15 protein-coding genes are annotated in these 17,371 nt (G+C 53.7%); 9 read left to right on the forward strand and 6 right to left on the reverse strand.

What is annotated here, in order from left to right; all coding sequences use genetic code 11:
* Nucleotides 1–622 precede the first annotated feature (622 nt).
* From lanKC to AB5Z54_RS04480, 5 genes are all read left to right on the forward strand, one after another.
* On the forward strand, nt 623–3,196 hold the full coding sequence (gene lanKC, locus AB5Z54_RS04460) for a class III lanthionine synthetase LanKC (RefSeq protein WP_368160460.1): 2,574 nt from the start codon (nt 623–625) through the stop codon (nt 3,194–3,196).
* A 35-nt stretch (nt 3,197–3,231) separates the two neighbouring features.
* Nucleotides 3,232–3,363: a hypothetical protein gene (locus tag AB5Z54_RS04465; RefSeq protein WP_346969464.1), complete on the forward strand. Its 132-nt coding sequence runs from the start codon at nt 3,232–3,234 to the stop codon at nt 3,361–3,363.
* Nucleotides 3,364–3,649: 286 nt separating this feature from the next.
* On the forward strand, nt 3,650–4,375 hold the full coding sequence (locus AB5Z54_RS04470) for an ABC transporter ATP-binding protein (RefSeq protein ID WP_346969463.1): 726 nt from the start codon (nt 3,650–3,652) through the stop codon (nt 4,373–4,375).
* Nucleotides 4,372–5,706, forward strand: coding sequence for an FtsX-like permease family protein (locus AB5Z54_RS04475; RefSeq protein ID WP_346969461.1), 1,335 nt, complete (start codon nt 4,372–4,374; stop codon nt 5,704–5,706). Before AB5Z54_RS04470 ends, AB5Z54_RS04475 begins: the two co-directional genes overlap by 4 nt.
* 19 nt (nt 5,707–5,725) lie before the next feature.
* Nucleotides 5,726–7,432, forward strand: coding sequence for an ABC transporter ATP-binding protein (locus tag AB5Z54_RS04480; protein ID WP_346969460.1), 1,707 nt, complete (start codon nt 5,726–5,728; stop codon nt 7,430–7,432).
* A 64-nt stretch (nt 7,433–7,496) separates the two neighbouring features.
* Here AB5Z54_RS04480 and AB5Z54_RS04485 read toward each other — a convergent pair whose 3' ends face one another.
* Nucleotides 7,497–8,741: a radical SAM/SPASM domain-containing protein gene (locus tag AB5Z54_RS04485; protein WP_346969459.1), complete on the reverse strand. Its 1,245-nt coding sequence runs from the start codon at nt 8,739–8,741 to the stop codon at nt 7,497–7,499.
* A 690-nt stretch (nt 8,742–9,431) separates the two neighbouring features.
* Here AB5Z54_RS04485 and AB5Z54_RS04490 point away from each other — a divergent pair.
* A complete protein-coding gene (locus AB5Z54_RS04490) occupies nt 9,432–10,031 on the forward strand; it encodes a type II toxin-antitoxin system PemK/MazF family toxin (RefSeq protein WP_346978060.1) in 600 nt (199 codons plus the stop codon).
* A gap of 713 nt (nt 10,032–10,744) precedes the next feature.
* Here AB5Z54_RS04490 and AB5Z54_RS04495 read toward each other — a convergent pair.
* From AB5Z54_RS04495 to AB5Z54_RS04515, 5 genes are all read right to left on the reverse strand, one after another.
* Nucleotides 10,745–11,248 (reverse strand): EamA family transporter, encoded by a 504-nt coding sequence (locus AB5Z54_RS04495; protein ID WP_368160463.1) that lies wholly within the window; start codon nt 11,246–11,248, stop codon nt 10,745–10,747.
* Nucleotides 11,212–11,619, reverse strand: coding sequence for an EamA family transporter (locus AB5Z54_RS04500; RefSeq protein WP_368160466.1), 408 nt, complete (start codon nt 11,617–11,619; stop codon nt 11,212–11,214). The genes AB5Z54_RS04495 and AB5Z54_RS04500 overlap by 37 nt, the downstream gene beginning before the upstream one ends.
* A gap of 68 nt (nt 11,620–11,687) precedes the next feature.
* A complete protein-coding gene (locus tag AB5Z54_RS04505) occupies nt 11,688–12,389 on the reverse strand; it encodes an ABC-2 transporter permease (RefSeq protein ID WP_368160468.1) in 702 nt (233 codons plus the stop codon).
* Nucleotides 12,386–13,267, reverse strand: a complete 882-nt coding sequence (locus AB5Z54_RS04510; RefSeq protein WP_368160471.1) for an ABC transporter ATP-binding protein — start codon at nt 13,265–13,267, stop codon at nt 12,386–12,388. The genes AB5Z54_RS04505 and AB5Z54_RS04510 overlap by 4 nt, the downstream gene beginning before the upstream one ends.
* Before the next feature lie 23 nt (nt 13,268–13,290).
* Nucleotides 13,291–13,671, reverse strand: a complete 381-nt coding sequence (locus AB5Z54_RS04515) for a GntR family transcriptional regulator (RefSeq protein ID WP_118388727.1) — start codon at nt 13,669–13,671, stop codon at nt 13,291–13,293.
* A gap of 477 nt (nt 13,672–14,148) precedes the next feature.
* Between AB5Z54_RS04515 and AB5Z54_RS04520 the strand changes: the two genes are divergently transcribed.
* The 3 genes from AB5Z54_RS04520 (at nt 14,149) to AB5Z54_RS04530 (ending at nt 17,331) form a co-directional block, all read left to right on the forward strand.
* The gene (locus AB5Z54_RS04520; protein WP_368160474.1) at nt 14,149–15,762 is read left to right on the forward strand and encodes a peptide chain release factor 3; all 1,614 of its coding nucleotides are present in this window, start codon (nt 14,149–14,151) and stop codon (nt 15,760–15,762) included.
* 156 nt (nt 15,763–15,918) lie between these two features.
* Nucleotides 15,919–16,641 (forward strand): VUT family protein, encoded by a 723-nt coding sequence (locus AB5Z54_RS04525; protein WP_346969450.1) that lies wholly within the window; start codon nt 15,919–15,921, stop codon nt 16,639–16,641.
* A gap of 9 nt (nt 16,642–16,650) precedes the next feature.
* Nucleotides 16,651–17,331, forward strand: a complete 681-nt coding sequence (locus AB5Z54_RS04530; RefSeq protein WP_346969449.1) for an SDR family NAD(P)-dependent oxidoreductase — start codon at nt 16,651–16,653, stop codon at nt 17,329–17,331.
* Nucleotides 17,332–17,371: the final 40 nt, after the last annotated feature.

Genomic DNA, 17,371 nt, shown 5'->3' on the forward strand with positions numbered 1-17,371 from the left:
CCGAATGTCTGCAGGGGTGCTTCCCACCGGGGATCTCGAGGCAGTGTGCTCGATGCGGAACAAGCGGTATATTCGGGATTCCTCCAAGTCGGCCACAGGAGCGCGCGAATGGTCGGACCCGAGATGCTCTTCACACACCTGAAAAGGACGTCGATGAAGAGCCTCAAGAGATTGGCACCCAGTATCAGAAAAAGGCGGTCAGCGTCGACGTTTTCCTCGTAAGTGCGCTTCGTAAGATGGTCTTGAGGCCCTGTCGTCGACGCCTCGGTACCGTTTCAGCCCCTTTTTTTGCGAGCTTGTGTACGATGTTCCTCCTTGCGGACATATGGGCCCTTTCGACGCGAGGTGTCTCTCATGGAAAATGAAACCAGACACGGTTCGAGGGCGATGTTGTATTCGGGGAGCGGGCGTACCACTTGTTCGAAGTATCGATGCAGACTATTGCAAGCATACGATCCGGTGGCTATCACGTTCTAGGCAGGAAGCTGTTTTGATTCATAAAGCAAAGCCATAAGAAATCGAGAAATTCTTAAACAAATAGTTTAACTTTTGGTCTATTATCTATATCTGTAAGAAGTCTTCGAATGCCGTGCAGTAAAGTCCGGAGAGGGAGGGGTTGGAGTTGGATAATAAGAAGTCAGCATTACCGTATAAAAATCTGACTGAGTATAGATTCAAACATGTGTTCCCAAGCTCTCCGTTTTATGAAAAGACGAGTTTCAAGGTAGGACGAGAGTATCGAGTTGATTTGCCGGAAAGCTGGTCAACAACGGAGGATGATACTTGGAGATACTGTTTCCCCGATCGCTATGAGCTTCCTTTGCAAGGATGGAAGATACACATTAGCGTTCGTCCGGGAATGGAAGATTTCGTCTTGGATAACATATCCAACTTCTTGCTCGAAAAGGGTGTCCCATTTAAATTTAGAGCGACTACAACTGCTTTCTATCAATCGAATATGAAGTACGCAGATCGATCGGGATCCGGTAAATTTATTACTGTGTATCCTAGAGACGATGAGCAGTTTTGCTATCTGCTAGATAGCCTCAATGAATTGACCGAGAACGTTGAGGGCCCGTATATTCTTTCCGATACAAAATATGGAAACGGCTCAGTGTATTTTCGCTATGGTGGCTTTTACTATCGCAAGCAAGTGCTTGAAGGTGGCAAGAATGTCATGGTGATTGCCACTCCAGATGGAAACACGATTGAGGACAAGCGGGTACCGTTTTTCGTTCTCCCGGATTTCGTAAAAGTACCGCAAAAAATCGAAGCAGAAGTTTTCGAGAGATTGAATCCCGATGCTGACTCTCTAGCAAGAGAACTCGCGCCGTATTCGATTCTCGATAGCCTTCATTTCAGCAATGGTGGAGGGGTATATCTCGGAAGGAATGAGGCAACCGGCAAAAGCGTGGTTTTGAAGGAAGCACGTCCCTTTGCTGGTTACACGGGTGAGGAAGACGCCATTGCCAGGCTGCGGAGAGAAAAGGAGGCATTGATACAATTACAGGGCATTGGCGGTATTCCCGAGTACCTTGGATATAAGGTGATCGATGGGCATGAATTTCTGATTGAGGAATTCGTCGAAGGAGTATCGCTCCAAACATGGCTTGCGTCTAATTATCCATTTTCCCTCGAAATGGCTCTTGTTGAAAAGTTTGAAAAAAGAGCTCTGCGAATCGCGAGGGCCATCATCAGGCTCGTAAACGAGGTCCATTCTCGGGGCATAGCGATAATGGACATAAATCTGAAGAACTTCATTGTTGGGCCTGATGAAAGCGTTTCGGTAATCGATTTCGAAGGAGTCCGACACGTTGAGGGCGATGATTCGGGCGTTCTGGGTACTCCAGGATTCATTCCCTACGAGAGGTGTGGTAATGCTGATCGCGACGCATTCGCTCTCACAAATTTGCTGTTTTATATCTTCTGGCCCTCTTGGTCCACGGCATTCAGTCCTAGAGCGCTGGAGACAAGCCTTGTTCACGTGGAGAGTCTATTCTCTGAAGAGACGATGAATCTGCTGTCAGACGCCAGGGCCAATGTACCTTCGAGCTTGCTACGAGACAGATTTGACTATTCCCCGTATGTGGCAACTGATATTAATTGCGGTGAGCTGATAAATCGGCTTGCCGCGGGCATCAGAATGTCATCGCAGATGTTGATTGAATCCGGGGATGAAAGAAGATATCCGGGCGATGCTTCGCAATTCTTGCATGACGACTCCGGTTCACTGGACATCGAGACTGGAGCAGCAGGAATAATGCTAATGATGTCTCGTGCAGGAATGAACGTTCAAGAAGATGTGGAATGGATAAAGAGGAAGCTCGATGCAGGAACGTCTATTGGATTTCACGGCCTCTTGCGTGGGGTGTCAGGAATCGCAAGTGCATTGTCACAATCTGGGTATACGCGGGAGGCGCTTGCGCTTGTGCCGTCTGAACTGCCCGCTATCAACCGACATGACCTTTCGATTCGAACCGGCCTTTCCGGGACAATTCTTGCGCTCTGCCAGCTTGAAGAAGACACCGAAGAGCCACGACTATCTCGCCTCATTGAATCTGCGGCAGAACAGCTGAAGACGGCGATCCAGTCTCATGAATGTTTGGTGAGCCCAGGCTCGGAAACCGGAAATGCTGTGGGCCTATTTGATGGCTGGTCAGGGGCTGCCATTGCGTGCAAGCGTTTGATGGAGTATTTTCACGGCAGCTCAGACTGGTTAGCAATGATGCAAGATTGCCTTAAATTCGAGATGGACCTTCTGAGCTTCGGGGAAAACGGTTACTTTGTTAATTATGATGGCGTCAACTTCGGCTATCTCTCTGAGGGGACGGCGGGAGTGTTCTTCGCCTTGACGTATTGCACTCCTAACAGCTGGACTGATGAGCTGGAAAAGATGAGTTTGAATATAGAAGAGCCCATCTCGTTAAACGGCGGACTATTTTGTGGGATTTGTGGAAAAGCTGCTGCCCTGCTCTGTTCGCCAAACCCAAAAGATGAGGCGCCCCTTCGGTTGATGATCAGGAACGTCGCGAATGGATTCCTATTTTCGCGCGATGAGGATGAATCCATATTCATGGTTGGGAACGGAGGAGCCTGTTTATCTGCGGATTATTCCACTGGGTCAGCAGGCTTGATCGGATTCCTGTTGTCCTTTCAGTCGCGCAGATGCGAATGGTTCCCCGTTCCTCTTCATTAGTTTCGCATTTATGAAAAAAGGAAAGGAGGTTAGAAATGAGTGCATTGCTTCAACTCCAGGCGATGAAGTCGTCCGGCGCTGAGATCGATCCTCGCGGTTCGGGCTTGAGCTTCTTCTGCGATGGCGACAACAGCGCTGCAAGCCTGTGGTGCGGAGGCCACCACTAAGTCCGCGGCCCACAGGGTTTTAATAGACCCTGTGGGCCTCTTACCTACTTGATTTTTTTGAGGGGAGGTGTGGTGCGGGTGAACGCGCTGCTCCAACTTCAGGCAATGACTCCGGCAGAGCCAGATGTCGATCTTTGCGCTTCTGGATGGAGCTGGGGTTGTGATGGAAAGCAGAGCAATCTAAGTTTCTTCTGTGACATCTTCGGATAGTTGCTCATAAGAAATGGAAGGCTTCACGCCTTCCATTTCTTATGAGTTGGGAGCTTGAAGCAATTGGGGGACAAGAATGTGTGAACCGATTGTCGCATACGGAGTTCGCAAAACGTTTGCGCAGAAAGGAGGGAAACCCGTAGAGGTGTTGAAAGGGGTTGACATCCATGTTGGCACTAAAGAAATGGTGGCAATAGTGGGACCGAGTGGTTCCGGAAAGTCAACGCTGCTTCATTGCCTTTCCGGGTTGGAGTCTCCCACAGAAGGGACGATAAAACTTGCAGGTCATGATATCGTGGGCATATCTCCAAATCAACTATCTAAGATTCGCAGGGCGCACGCGGGTTTTATTTTTCAATCGTATAATCTCATTTCATCTTTATCAGCAATAGAGAACGTATCTGTTGCGGCTCGTCTTTCGGGGGCTGCGGTAGCTGAGCAGGATCTGCAACACCTGTTTGCAAAGATGGGGTTAGCTGAAAAGCAAAAACTGAAGCCTGTTCAACTTTCTGGCGGTGAGCAGCAGCGCGTTTCTATAGCCCGTGCGCTTGCGACGAACGCCGATATCATTTTTGCGGATGAGCCAACAGGTGCCCTAGATGCGGAAAACACTCAACATGTCTTGAAAATTCTTCGCAACCTGGTTGATGTCGAAGGACGTTCAGTCCTTTTGGTTACCCATGACTTGGAGGCAGCGGCTCTTGCGGACCGGGTGCTAGTTTTTATTGATGGAACTATCAAACGTGAGATGGACGGTCCTAGCCCTAAAGAAATACTGGCTGCATTTGAGGTGGCCAAATGATTCGCTTGGTATTCGCTGACCTAACGAGCACAAAGGCCGTATGGGGTGGATTGCTTGCAATTGCGGTGGTTTTCGGATATCTCGGCAGCTGGGCAGTTTCGATCGAGTCAACTGCAAGTCAATTCGATAATCTCAAAAACCTCGGTACTGTAGTGGTTCTCTTCTCGTCGATAGCCGCCGTCTCCTTGTTGGTGCCTTTGGCGCAGCAGGCGGTTTCGTTGAAGGCGAAAACTTATGCACTGTGGCAGATTGTTGGAGCCAGCCCTCGGACAATTCGATTGATTGTGTTGATGCAACTGTTCGCGATTGCTATTGTCGGAGCGGCTGGTGGATCGGCGTTGGAAGTGTTATCTTACCCCCTGTTGTTTCCATTGGTTTTTAGCTCATATAATCCTCCGAGCAATATTACCCTTGATCTGGGTTTATTCAACATGCCTGCTGTCTGGTTTGGCGCGGGAATCTTGTTTGTTGTTGGTGGTTGCCGAGCCGCGAGGCGAGCGGCGAATATTCCCCCAGTCACAGTCGTGCGGGAGACCGAGATGCCTACAAAATGGAGGTCTCCCTTAAGGGCCGCAATTGGGTTCCTGCTTGTGGTGGCATTATCTTTATACCTGTGCGACCTTCCGGATCAATTGCGAGAAGGATATTTCGACTATGCGATGATGGTACCGCTTTTTGCGACTAGCATCTTCGCCGTTGCATCTCCTTGGCTGTTAACTGCGGTGTTGAAACTATTAAATAAGGGAGTTTCTGTCAGCAACATTCCAGGTTTTATCGCGGCTCGAAATGCCTTGCATCAGATTGAAATAGCGGGTTCATCGGAAGTGTCCATTATGGTTGGATATGGAATCCTATCCTCTTTTAATGTGATGACCGATGTCTTGACAGGCTACATCAACCGAATTGGATTAACCGGCCTCAATACATCTTTGGATTGGACAAGCTCAATAATACTATTTGGTGGTCCTGTAATACTAAGTTGCACCGGTGCGGCTGTATCCTCCTTTCTTTCTTTTGATAGTCGGAAAAAAGATGCCGCACAATACCTGTCGCTTGGGATTCGGCGCAGCAGCCTCTTGGTAGCCTGCCTCATTGAAGCAGCTGTTCACGTTGTGGCTGCTGCGGCGATTGGAGCAATGCCGGCAATGTTGACCGGCTATCTTATCGGTATTCCAATCGGAATCGCCCCATCATTCTGGAGACCGCTTGTTGGTGGGGGCGTTGTGTTAGGGGCAGGATTCATTCTCGTTGCGCTCTCAATACTCATACAAACGCTGTACGGCGTGAGGCATAGCGAAGGAGTCGGTCTCGTCAACGGGCTGTCGGAATAGTTTGCAATCGGTGAAGATCATGAAGACATTGCTTAAAGTGCTGGGACGAAGTATCTCCCATCATCGGTTCCTATATATTTTATGCCTTTTACTCGGGGGGATCAGTGAGCTGCTGGTACTAGTTCAACCCCAGCTTGGAGGCAAGCTAATCGAAGGTGTTCAGAGCGGGCAGCTCTCCGGGTCTATTGTTGCTGCATTGGTGTTTATACTCGCTTCCAATGCCCTGGTAACAATGTGCCAGCAACTAGTGCTGGGTAAGATATGTGAAGACTCGGCATATGAGTTGCGCTGTGGGCTTGTTGAACGTTTTTTCAGTCTGCCAATTCTTGAGCAAGAATCTAAGGCTCCGGGATGGTATTCCCAGAGAATAGTAAGCGATGTAGATTTAACTAAAGCATTGCCAGGACAGAGTATCGCGTTGTTCCAAGCGACAATTATTCTGATTGGTTCGACGATAGCTCTATTGTGTATCGAGCCAATCACGTTCTTTGTTGGTGCTTCCTTCGGAGTCCTTTCTCTTGTGTTTGCTGTTATGGCGTCCAGACCCCTCGTAAAACTGAGAGAGGGGATTCAAGATGCGTATACCGGAATAACGGCTGGCGCGCAAGAGAGCATGAGAACAGGCAGAGTGCTCCGTGCATATGGAGCGTGGAATGCTTCGCGTAAGGAGTTGGAGCTCGAAGTTTCTAGGGCACATGAGGATGGGTTGCGACTGTCAGTAATCAACAGTTGCTTGTTTCCAATTGCTTCGATATTGATGCAGCTAGCAAATATTGGAACCATACTGTTCGGCGCCTTTCGTGTGGCAGACGGAGCAATTTCATTCTCCGGTCTCGTCATGTTTTTAATGTATTTTTCGGCGTTTTCCTCATCCGTATCTCAGCTGTCAGGATCGATATCAAGGATGCGCGAAGCGGAAGCGGGGGAGCGTCGTCTCACCGAACTCGAGACAATGAACGTTGAGAGAAGCATTCGATATAATCATCAGATTCCAAATATAATTTCTGGCGCTGCGGAAATACAGTTCAACAACGTAAGCTTTTCCTACGACGGAGAAACAGAATTCGCCTTGAAAGATGCAAGTTTTATCGTTCCCGCAGGGAAAAGAACCGCCATTGTTGGCGCTTCGGGCGGTGGAAAAACAACTTGCCTGGGATTGCTGGAGAAATTCTTCTTTCCAAACTCTGGAGAGATATTGTTAAATGGAATGCCCCTGAATGAAATTGAGACAAGTCGTTTGAGAGCCTCAATCGGCTATGTAGACCAAGATGCAGTTGTCATGAGGGGGACGATACGATCGAATTTGTCTGTCGGACGGGAGGGAATCTCGGATTCCGAGATGGAAAAGGTCCTGGATTTAGTTGGACTAACGCTTCCGCAACCGCGACTCGATTATCAAACGGGGGAAAACGGCTCCGCCTTGTCTGGAGGGCAAAAACAAAGACTGGCCCTGGCTCGATCATTTTTGGGGCTCCCAAACCTGTTAATTATGGATGAGCCGACATCGAGTCTCGACGGGATAGCGGAGCATGAGATAAATGACATCATCCGTAAGGCATTCTCATCAATTACCGTACTCTGTACGGCGCATAGGTTGTCTCAGATTTTGAGTTCTGATTGGATTGTTGTCGTGAATGAAGGTCAAGTTGTCGCGCAAGGTCCGCATGAAATCCTGATGGACACATGCGAGTATTACAGAGAGCTCGTTGCTTCTCAGGCAGCATGAACTGTTGTCGTTGCGTTACCTTGCGCGATGACTACAACAAAAGACGATACGCACCCCCAGCAACTTATTCGACAGCACAGAAGGCGCGTGACGTTTCGTCCTCGAGCAATTCAAAGAAACGAATCATTAGTGGGCAGTATGGATCGGGCGCAGCAAGAGTGGGCGATGAGCATAAAGATCGCGCCCTGCATCCACCGCCACATATTTCGCAGTATTTACAAGTGGAGCATGTCTCAAATCGAGATGCATCAAGCTGCTGAAATAGTCTCGCGACATCCGAATCGAGAGCATTGGCCAGACTATCGATAAACACATTGCCCATTGCGTACTTTTCCTCATGAAGCATATGGCACGGGTAAACCGTTCCGTCGGAATCAATACTGAGCGTGTTTTTCGCAGCGCCACAATAACGTTTTGCAGAAATGTTGAGGCGCGTTTGTCCATGAGGGCCGGCCATCGAATCGCTTCCAAGGTGGAACAATGCGTCCCCCAGCGAGTAAAGTTGGCTCGGAGAGGGAATGAGGCCAGCCGTATGAGGATCGGAAGAGGTGAACGATATCAGGCTGAAATTGATCGTAACTCCAAGTCTTTTTGAAAGGGTCACGTACTGAAGAACATCTTCGATGTTCAGGGCGTGAATTGTGGCGATGATATGTCCTTGAATCCCGGCGCTCTTTATTTGTTTAATCGAGTCAACGAGCTTAGAAAAGTTTTGTGTACCACGAATGTGAGCTTGCGATTCTGCGGAGTATCCATCAAATGAAATAGAAATGCAGGGAGAATGACCTGAGAGGCGATGAAGGGAGCTTTGATCGATGTGCAGCCCGTTCGAGAGAATGGCCAGAGACGGGATTCCGCAAACCTCCTTTGCATATGCGACGATATCTGGCAAGTCATCACGAAGGAACGGCTCCCCTCCAGAGATGACAAGTTGACTTATTCCGCGACTACTTATTTCATCCAACGCTTTCTTGATGCATTCCAGGGAGGGGTCTTCGCAGGAATTTCTCCCCTCCTTGTACGAATAACATCCCTGACATGTTAAATCGCAGCGGCTCGTGACATGAAAATACACCGTTTTCAATGCGGGTGGATGCCGTGGACCCTCAAAAAAACAACTATTACTTAGCTGGTCGAACAGACTTTGATCTACGAGTGAAATTTCGGACCGGTCTAGGTCTTCCACGAGCAACTTTCGACATATTTCTGCACCGGCGGCAGTCAGTCCGATAATAATACCGTTGTCATAATTCGCAACTATCGGAATACCAGCAAAATCGAACATGGTCACGTTTTTATGGAACTTCATCCTCAATCCTCTCAGGTTAAGTCCCCAATGGTCGTCCCGCAGATGGAAGCCAATACAGCTGAGTTTGATTGTTCCGGTTGGGCCATAAGGGTCCATGAGGCTGCATTGACACACATATTCTATTGCGCAAATAAGATATGCCAATTGTGAATCGAATGAGTGGCCACAGTTGTTGTCAGCCAAATCCCAATCAGCGAATAACGTAAAGCGACGATACGGGTGCAGGCTCCTATGATTCAGGAGGGCGAGTTTCTGCACCGCAGCTCATAAATTCTCTTGATAGTGCTTGAGAAGAGGGGTGCTTCGTTTTCGATTTTCGCAGGTAAGAAGACCTATTTGGAATCTCGATTATCGAGATGGCTGGATTCGGTGTCATTATCAGGCTGGTGAAGATGCGGAAAAGCACCAAGAACGTTGTTTGACAGGGTTTTTCGGGCCTCCTGCACGTCTTGGAAGTTGCAAAATGATACAGCAACTCAAACATATCGAAGAGCGATAGCTGTTGGAGCGAGAGCCAGAACAGCGAGATTAAGCGAGTCGCAGCGGTCTCAACGCCTTCCCCTAAAGGGCCTCTTTTGTCCGTAGTGGCAAGAGGGGCTTTTTCGTTTCCCTCTTGCGGCGGAGGGGGACACCATGCGCCTATACAGGACGAATTGCGCGCTCTCGTCGGATGGTGGACTATGTGTCGAGATGAGGATCTCGGGTGGAGGTCACGTCGTGGTCGCGGTCGGGCGCGCCGTGGCGGAAGCCCTAGACGACCTCCAGCGCGAATGGTGGCGTATCGAGCGTCGGGAGGCACGCCACACTCTCAGTTTGGACGCTATGCTCCCCCAGGTGTTGGCGGACCCTTCGTCGAACCCTGAGGAGATGCTGGCGAGGCGATACGAATCGAAGGCGCTGGCTTACGCGGTCGCAACACTCTCCCCAGTTCAGATGAGGCGGCTTCTCATGCACGATGTGGCCCTGCTCCCGATAAGGGAAATTGCGGAGGGAGGGGTGCTTCGAAAGGGCGATAAAGTACGGCCTCTCACGAAGCGAGTGGGAAGGTGGATGCCGACGCACGTTCTCCTTCCTGCGGTCGTAGGGTTGAGACGGACGTCGACGGTGATGCTCGAGCAGGTAGGAACGCTCGACATGGCACGTCTCGGGGTGCGTCTCGGCATTGCAGGCGAGCGTGAGATGGCAAGGGTCGATGCGGCTATCGCGGTAAGCCCGGGGCTTGTCCCACGGAGAAACGTCGTCCCCTTGTGTGACGTCTGTGCGCGGCGGTTTCGCGACGCGGGCTACTAGCTCGACGCCCGAGACCCGGGAGCCGCGATGACTCCCTTTGTGTCTACTGCGGAGACCGCGCGGGTCGAGATTACGCGGTATCGGGGCCGTGGCGAAGCGTGTGGCGGACCGCAAGCGTGCAAGCCCGGCAGCAGCACCGTTGCCGTGTGAGGCTGCGGGGATGAGACTGGGATCGCGTGCCTTTAAGGGTGCGCGGCCCTCCAAGATTGGAAGGGAAATGTCGAGCGAAGGAATCGTGGCAGATCCGAACATGCCCGTCCTGGCCGACGCAGATCTGGACGGGCTGTACTTGGCGGCGCTCGAACCCTATCCCTACCTCATGACGCCAACGCAGGTCGCCGAGTTCGCTTGAAGGGACTCCGGGCGGAGTGAGGCGTCTGCTCAAGATGGGGGAAATTAAAGGGGCGAGGATGGGCAGCAGATGGGTGGTCCCGATTGAGATTTCTGGGATTGCATTGTTCTTTCCAATCAGGTGCAGATATGACAGATGGCGGGGGTGGAACGGCGTAACAAACCACGGCCGTTGGACGGACGTTTCCAATTTGTATGCGATTGACCGTTCCCTAAAGAACAATGACCAAAAAGACATCCCCTTGGATGATCGAGATTGGTCTAAGGCCCGTGACAGCTCTATTGTAAGACACTGCGTGCGGGCCGGGGCATGCCATATGTCACGGATTCCCGGGTGGACTGGGCCTCGCACGGTGTCAGCGCTACTTCCAAACCGCGAGCGCCGCAGTGCCCAAGACGATGAGGGCGAGACCGATGGCGCTGCGCCGCGAGACCTTTTCGTTGAATGTCAGGCGCGCAAATAGTACCGATACGACAATCGATAGTTTGTCGACCTGCACCACGACGCTCACCTGGCCTGCGGCGATGGCATAGTAATAGAGTAGCCACGATGCTCCGGTCGCGATGCCCGATGCCGTGAGAAATACGAGTTCGTAGCGGTCTACGTGCACGGCTTGGCCCATCTTGCCTTTAGCTGCCACGATTGCCCATGCCATAACCAGTACCACGCAGGTACGGATTGCCGTGGCCAGGTTGGACTCGACGCCTTCGATGCCAACCTTGGCGAGGATGGACGTGAGCGCCGCGAACACGGCGGCGCCGAGGGCGTAAGCGAGCCAGGTCCGGTCTTGCTGCTGCTCGGGTCCGGCAGACTGCTTCTTCTCGATCATTAAAAACGTGCCGAGGGTGATGACGGCAGTTCCCACGAGCTTAACCGCAAGGTTGCTCGTCTCGCCAAAAGCACGATGGCGATCAGCGCGGCGAGCGCGGTGCTCATCTTGTCAACCGGTACGACCTTATTGACGTCTCCGATGCTCAGCGCCTTAAAGTAACAGATCCACGAAGCTCCGGTAGCGAGTCCCGAGAAGACGAGAAAGAGCCAGGATCTGGGTTCGATGCTGCCAATGGTTCCAATGGATCCAGAAATACCCGCCATTGCCCAGGCGAAAACGAGCACCACGCAGGTGCGAATGGCCGTCGCGACATCGGAGTCGGTCTGCTTGATGCCGCATTTGGCCAAGATGGATGTGATGCCGGCAAAGAATGCTGACGCAAATGCTGCGACGACCCACGACACGGGTGCGGTGCCTCCTCAAAAAAGATCACGCCAGATCTATGGCGCATGTCCGATGATACCGCGCTTGCCTATAGGTCGCGTGCCCGGTAAACCTTGGTGCTGATGGCACAGCTGACAACGCCAAGGACGACCGTTGCCAGCGCGACGGCACCACACAGGCAAGCGAGGACGGCAGAATCGGGATTCGTCCCTGCAATCGACATGAGCTGGTTGCTGATGGGGTTGAATGAGTTTAGCGTGACCATGATAAGGCACATGTAAAGGGCGTACAGACCAACGGATAGGCGTTGCGCCTTCATGTGTTCAAATCGAAAGAACAGAGGCAGTACCAAAAACACCGCCATGAGGGAGAAAAGCATCGATATTGCCGAGGCGATTGCGGTCTCAAAGACGGTCCCTCCCGTGGAGGGGATACCCACGCTGTTTAAGATCGGGATGGCGACGATACTCAACAGCACGGCCGCGCACGCCATGATGACCGAGAAAATAGTGATGCACAGGTAGCGTGCGCTGACGATGTCTTTGCGTGAGATGGGCAGCGTTGCCCGATAGCGCTCCCATCCGTTTTGGTTGTCGAGCCCGGCCAGCGACGTCATGGCCATGATAGGCGACATGGCACTGATCGCGAAGGCGCCGGCGGCGCTCATGTCGGAATCACCATTCGATGCCATGACGGCGGTCAGCACGACGAAGATGAACAGACCGACACCTGCGATGCTCGGGACGAGCGTGCGAACGATGGCAAGCTCGGACATAATGGCGCGTTTCATTTCAAAGCCCCTTTCAGCATGAAGCGCAGATAGTCATCAATGGTTGCCCGATCGCAGGGAATCTCGGGGAAGGCCTCGAGCACTTCGCGGTGGTTGGGCACGAGCACGTCCACGCTGTAGGCGTGGCGGGCGGCGCGGGTGCCTTCGACGCACGCCATGAGCTCGGCGGCCTGTGCCTGGGTGCAGTGGGCGATGCCGGCGCGGTCGGTAATGTCCTCGCGTGGCAGGTCAAACACAATCGAGCCGTTATCGATGCAGATGACGCGGTCGGCAGCACGATCGAGATCAGACGTAATGTGGCTCGAGAGCAGCACGCTGCGCTGGCCGTCGGCGACAAAGGCGAGCAGCTCATCGAGCAGTTCCTCGCGTGCCATGGGATCGAGGCCCGCGGTGGCTTCATCCAAAACGAGCAGCTTGGCATGGTGGCTGAGCGCGCAGGCGAGCTGCAGCTTCATACCCATGCCGCGGGAGAGGTCCTTGACCTTTGTCTTGGGATCGAGGCCAAATCGGTTGATGAATCCGGCGAACGTTTCGCGGTCCCACGTGGGGTACGCCGGGCCTACGAGCGCCTCGATCTGGACGACCTTGAGCGTGGAGGGGAAGGGGCATGTGTCCAGCACGAGGCCGATGCGAGAGCGCAGGTGGCGTTGCGACTCATCGGGCGCGTCGGTGCCACGGCGCTGCCCAAACAGGTGCACCTCGCCGGCATCGAGCTTTATAAGCCCAAGCGTGGCGCGAATGGTCGTCGTCTTGCCGGCGCCGTTTGCGCCCACAAAGCCAACAATTTGGCCGGGCTCCACGGCCAACGTGACGCCACGTAGCGAAAAGCGGTCGCTCACGCGGCGTGAGATGCTTTTGAGTTCTAGCAAGTTTTGCATGGCATAGCCTTTCTTGCAGATGGTTACTGCATGGTTTCGGGGGCTACCAGGTCGAGCATCTCGTGCAGTTTATCGCGCGTGACGCCCACGGCTTCGGCTTGCGTTGCTGCCTGTGCGAGCAGCTCTTCGATATGGCAGAGCTGATTTTCGCGCAAGAGTTCTTGGTTGCCCTCGGCGACAAAACAGCCCTTGCCCTGCACAGTGCAGATAAAGCCGAGTTGCTCCAGGTCGGCGTAGGCGCGCTTGGTGGTGATGACACTCACGCCAAGATCGCTCGCGAGTGCACGGATGCTGGGGAGTTTGGCTCCCGCAGCAAGCGTGCCCGAAAGGATCTGAGCTTTGACCTGCGAGGTTATCTGCTCGTAGATGGGCTTGTCGCTCGAATTGGATAGGATGATGTCCACAGCGGCTCCTTAGCTGATGGGCTACACGTGTATATAACCGGTAAGCACAGTATATACACACTATGCACAGTTATGCAAGAGGAAATTACGGGGCTGTCCGTCCCTCTACTCATTCATCTCAATCTGTAACACTAAGACCCGTTTTGGATGACTAACTGTTACAGATTGAGACGTTATTTGCCTGTCCATTCATTTGTCTTGATCTGTAACATCTAGACCTGTTTTTGCTGGCTAACTGTTACAGATCAAGATATTGGCTGACCGCCCTGTGCGTTCATCTCAATCTGTAACATCTGGAGGTCAAAAACCCTTCTAGGTGTTACAGATTGAGAAAAACCGTCGCGGAACACCGCTGACATTCCACCGTCCGAGCCCCAACTGATGAATTTGTCCTGATAGGCGCCCTATGGCGAGGTTTCGCGGCTACAATAATACGGTTACATCGACGTAATGCACTCAATGCAAGAAAGGATCCGCATGGCAAGCCTGTCGGATGAAATCTCGTCGCGCCGCACATTCGCGATCATCAGCCACCCGGACGCCGGTAAGACCACACTGACCGAGAAACTGCTGCTCTATACCGGCAGCATCCAGACTGCCGGCTCGGTCAAGGGCAAGAGCTCGGCCAAGCATGCCGTCTCGGACTGGATGGACATCGAGAAGGAGCGCGGTATCTCCGTCACCTCCTCGGTGCTGCAGTTCACCTATAACGGCGCCTGCGTCAATATCCTCGATACCCCCGGCCACCAGGACTTCTCGGAGGATACCTACCGTACCCTTATGGCCGCCGATGCTGCGGTCATGGTCATCGACGGTGCCAAGGGCGTCGAGGCCCAGACCAAAAAGCTCTTTAAGGTCTGTACGCTGCGCCACATTCCCATCTTCACCTTTGTGAACAAGCTCGACCACGATGCTCGCGATCCGTTTGAGCTCATGGAAGAGATCGAGAATGTCCTGGGTATCAATACGTATCCCATGAACTGGCCGATCGGCAGCGGCCGCAACTTCCGCGGCGTGTTCGATCGTCAGACCCGTCGCGTCATTGCCTTTGAGGGCGACGGCCACGCCAACGCCACCAAGAAGGTCGCCGAGGTCGAGGCCGAGCTGGGCGATCCTTCCATGGACGAGCTCATCGGCGAGGAGAACCATAAGAACCTGATGGACGACATCGAGCTGCTCGATGGCGCCGGTGACGAGCTCGACTTGGATGCCGTGGCCTGCGGCAAGCTGAGCCCGGCGTTCTTTGGCTCGGCACTCACCAACTTTGGCGTGGAGCCCTTCCTCAAGGAGTTCCTGCGTCTGGCCCCGACGCCGCGCGTCTATACCGATACGCTCACCAGCGAGCCGGTCGATCCCTGCCGCGACGACTTTAGCGGCTTTGTGTTTAAGATTCAGGCCAACATGGACAAGAACCACCGCGACCGCATCGCCTTTGTGCGCATTTGCTCGGGCAAGTTCGAGCGCGGCATGGATGCCTTCCACGTGCAGGGCAACCGCAAGCTTAAGCTTGCCACGGGCACGTCGATGATGGCCGATGACCGCGCCATCGTGGACGAGGCGTATGCGGGCGATATCGTGGGCCTGTTCGATCCGGGCATCTTTAGCATCGGCGACACCGTGTGCTCCGGGAAGCGCCACGTGCAGTATCCGCAGATCCCGACGTTTGCCCCCGAGATGTTCGCTCGCATTACGCAGGTCGATACGCTCAAGCGCAAGCAGTTCGTCAAGGGTATGGAGGAGCTTGCCCAGGAGGGTGCCATCCAGATCTTCCGCGAGCTGGGTGCCGGCATGGAGAGCGTCATTGTGGGCGTGGTCGGCGTGCTGCAGTTTGAGGTGCTCGAGCGCCGCCTTAAGGCCGAGTACCGTGTTGAGGTTCGTCGCCAGCCACTGCCCTATACGGACATCCGCTGGATCCAGAACGACCCCGACACCATCGATATCCCGGGCCTTTCGCTCACGCGCGACACGCTGCGCGTCGAGGACATGCGCGGCGGTAAGCTGCTGCTGTTCACGAGTCCGTGGAACGTGGATTGGGCAACCGATCACAACCCCAACCTTATCCTGTCGGAGTTTGGCAACGTAGCCTTTTAACGCATCGGCGCGGTGGCCCTGTGGGGCTGCCGCGCCGCTTGCTTGCCTGATGCCGTGTGAGCGGCTATCATACCCACCGTCGTCTCAAGACCGGGGCGTCCGAGCAGTTCGGGTCCGATATCCTGCTCGTTAAACCTAAAACCAAAGGAGTACATAATGATCAAGAAGGTCATGGAGGACTACAAGGTCCTGTTGCGGAGCATTCCCGCGGCAACGGTTTCGCTGTTTTTCGTGAGCGTCATCATGATGAACCTGCTGGCCAACAAAGAGCTGATCAGCCTGCCGTATCTGGCGCTCGACTGTGGCTTTGTGGTGAGCTGGGTTTCGTTTTTGTGCCAGGACATGATCTGCAAGCGCTTTGGCGCCAGGGCATCCATCAAAATCTCTATCCTCGCGCTGCTGGTCAACCTGGCCGTGAGCCTGTGCTTCTGGGCATGCTCGCTCACGCCCGGCATGTGGGGCGCCTACTACGACACCGGCATGATCGAGGTCAACACTGCCCTTAACGCCACCATCGGTGGCACCTGGTACGTGGTGCTTGGCTCGTCGCTTGCCATGCTCATCTCTGCCGTGGTTAACTCCACGCTCAATCAGTCGCTCGGCCGTATGGTCAAAAAGAATAATTTTGCGAGCTTTGCCTTCCGCTCCTATGTGTCCACGGGCGTTGGCCAGTTCATCGACAACCTGGTCTTTGCCATCGTGGTGAGCCACACGTTCTTTGGTTGGACGTGGGTACAGGTCCTTATGTGCTCGCTGACCGGCGCTATTGCCGAGCTGCTGTGCGAGGTCTTCCTGAGCCCCGTGGGCTACAAGGTCGTGCGCAGCTGGGAGCGCGAGAACGTGGGCGCCGAGTACCTCGAGCGCCACGCAACCGCCTAAGGAGCAAGTATGCGGGTTTTGATCACGGGTGCTTCGGGCGGTATCGGAGCCGCATGCGTGCGGCGCTTTTTGGACGAGGGCCACGAGGTCGTGGGCTTTGACCTGCTGCCGGCGGCGGTCGAACATGAGCGCTACCGCCATCTGATCGTCGATGTCCGCGAGCTGGACGCGTTTCCAGGCGACCTTGAGCCCCAGGTGATTGTGAACGTTGCCGGTACACAAGATTCGTCCGATGATATTGCTGCCAACCTGTGTGGCACCATCAACGTGACCGAGCGCTACGCCTTTGTGGGGGAGGGGCTTGCCGCCAAGCCGGCGCCGGCTATCAAATCCGTGGTCAATGTGGGGTCGGCGAGCGGGCATACGGGATCGGAGTTTCCCGCCTATGCCGCCAGCAAGGGCGGCGTTATCGCCTACACCAAGAACCTTGCAAACCGCTTGGCACCGCAGGCCATCGCCAACAGTGTGGACCCGGGCGGCGTTATCACGCCGCTCAACCGTTGCGTGATGGAAGACGAGCACCTGTGGAACCAGATTATGGGGCTCACGCCGCTTAAACGTTGGGCTACCGCCCAAGAGATCGCCGAGTGGATCTACTTTGTGGGCGTGATCAACCGGTTCATGACCGGGCAGAGCCTGCTGATCGATGGCGGCGAGGCCGGCCGCACCCAGTTTATCTGGCCCGAGTAGAAAACGCGCCCGATGGCAAGATTGCCGTCGGGCGCGTTTT

Origin of the sequence: Collinsella aerofaciens, from assembly GCF_040910185.1 — a bacterium.
Lineage (GTDB): Bacteria > Actinomycetota > Coriobacteriia > Coriobacteriales > Coriobacteriaceae > Collinsella > Collinsella aerofaciens_BF.

Coding starts and splice junctions, on each gene's coding strand:
- AB5Z54_RS04465 (WP_346969464.1), top strand. CDS start 3,232: ATGAGTGCATTGCTTCAACTCCAGGCGATGAAGTCGTCCGGCGCTGAG.
- AB5Z54_RS04470 (WP_346969463.1), top strand. CDS start 3,650: ATGTGTGAACCGATTGTCGCATACGGAGTTCGCAAAACGTTTGCGCAG.
- AB5Z54_RS04475 (WP_346969461.1), top strand. CDS start 4,372: ATGATTCGCTTGGTATTCGCTGACCTAACGAGCACAAAGGCCGTATGG.
- AB5Z54_RS04480 (WP_346969460.1), top strand. CDS start 5,726: ATGAAGACATTGCTTAAAGTGCTGGGACGAAGTATCTCCCATCATCGG.
- AB5Z54_RS04485 (WP_346969459.1), bottom strand. CDS start 8,741: ATGAAGTTCCATAAAAACGTGACCATGTTCGATTTTGCTGGTATTCCG.
- AB5Z54_RS04490 (WP_346978060.1), top strand. CDS start 9,432: ATGAGGATCTCGGGTGGAGGTCACGTCGTGGTCGCGGTCGGGCGCGCC.
- AB5Z54_RS04505 (WP_368160468.1), bottom strand. CDS start 12,389: ATGAAACGCGCCATTATGTCCGAGCTTGCCATCGTTCGCACGCTCGTC.
- AB5Z54_RS04510 (WP_368160471.1), bottom strand. CDS start 13,267: ATGCAAAACTTGCTAGAACTCAAAAGCATCTCACGCCGCGTGAGCGAC.
- AB5Z54_RS04520 (WP_368160474.1), top strand. CDS start 14,149: ATGGCAAGCCTGTCGGATGAAATCTCGTCGCGCCGCACATTCGCGATC.
- AB5Z54_RS04525 (WP_346969450.1), top strand. CDS start 15,919: ATGATCAAGAAGGTCATGGAGGACTACAAGGTCCTGTTGCGGAGCATT.
- AB5Z54_RS04530 (WP_346969449.1), top strand. CDS start 16,651: ATGCGGGTTTTGATCACGGGTGCTTCGGGCGGTATCGGAGCCGCATGC.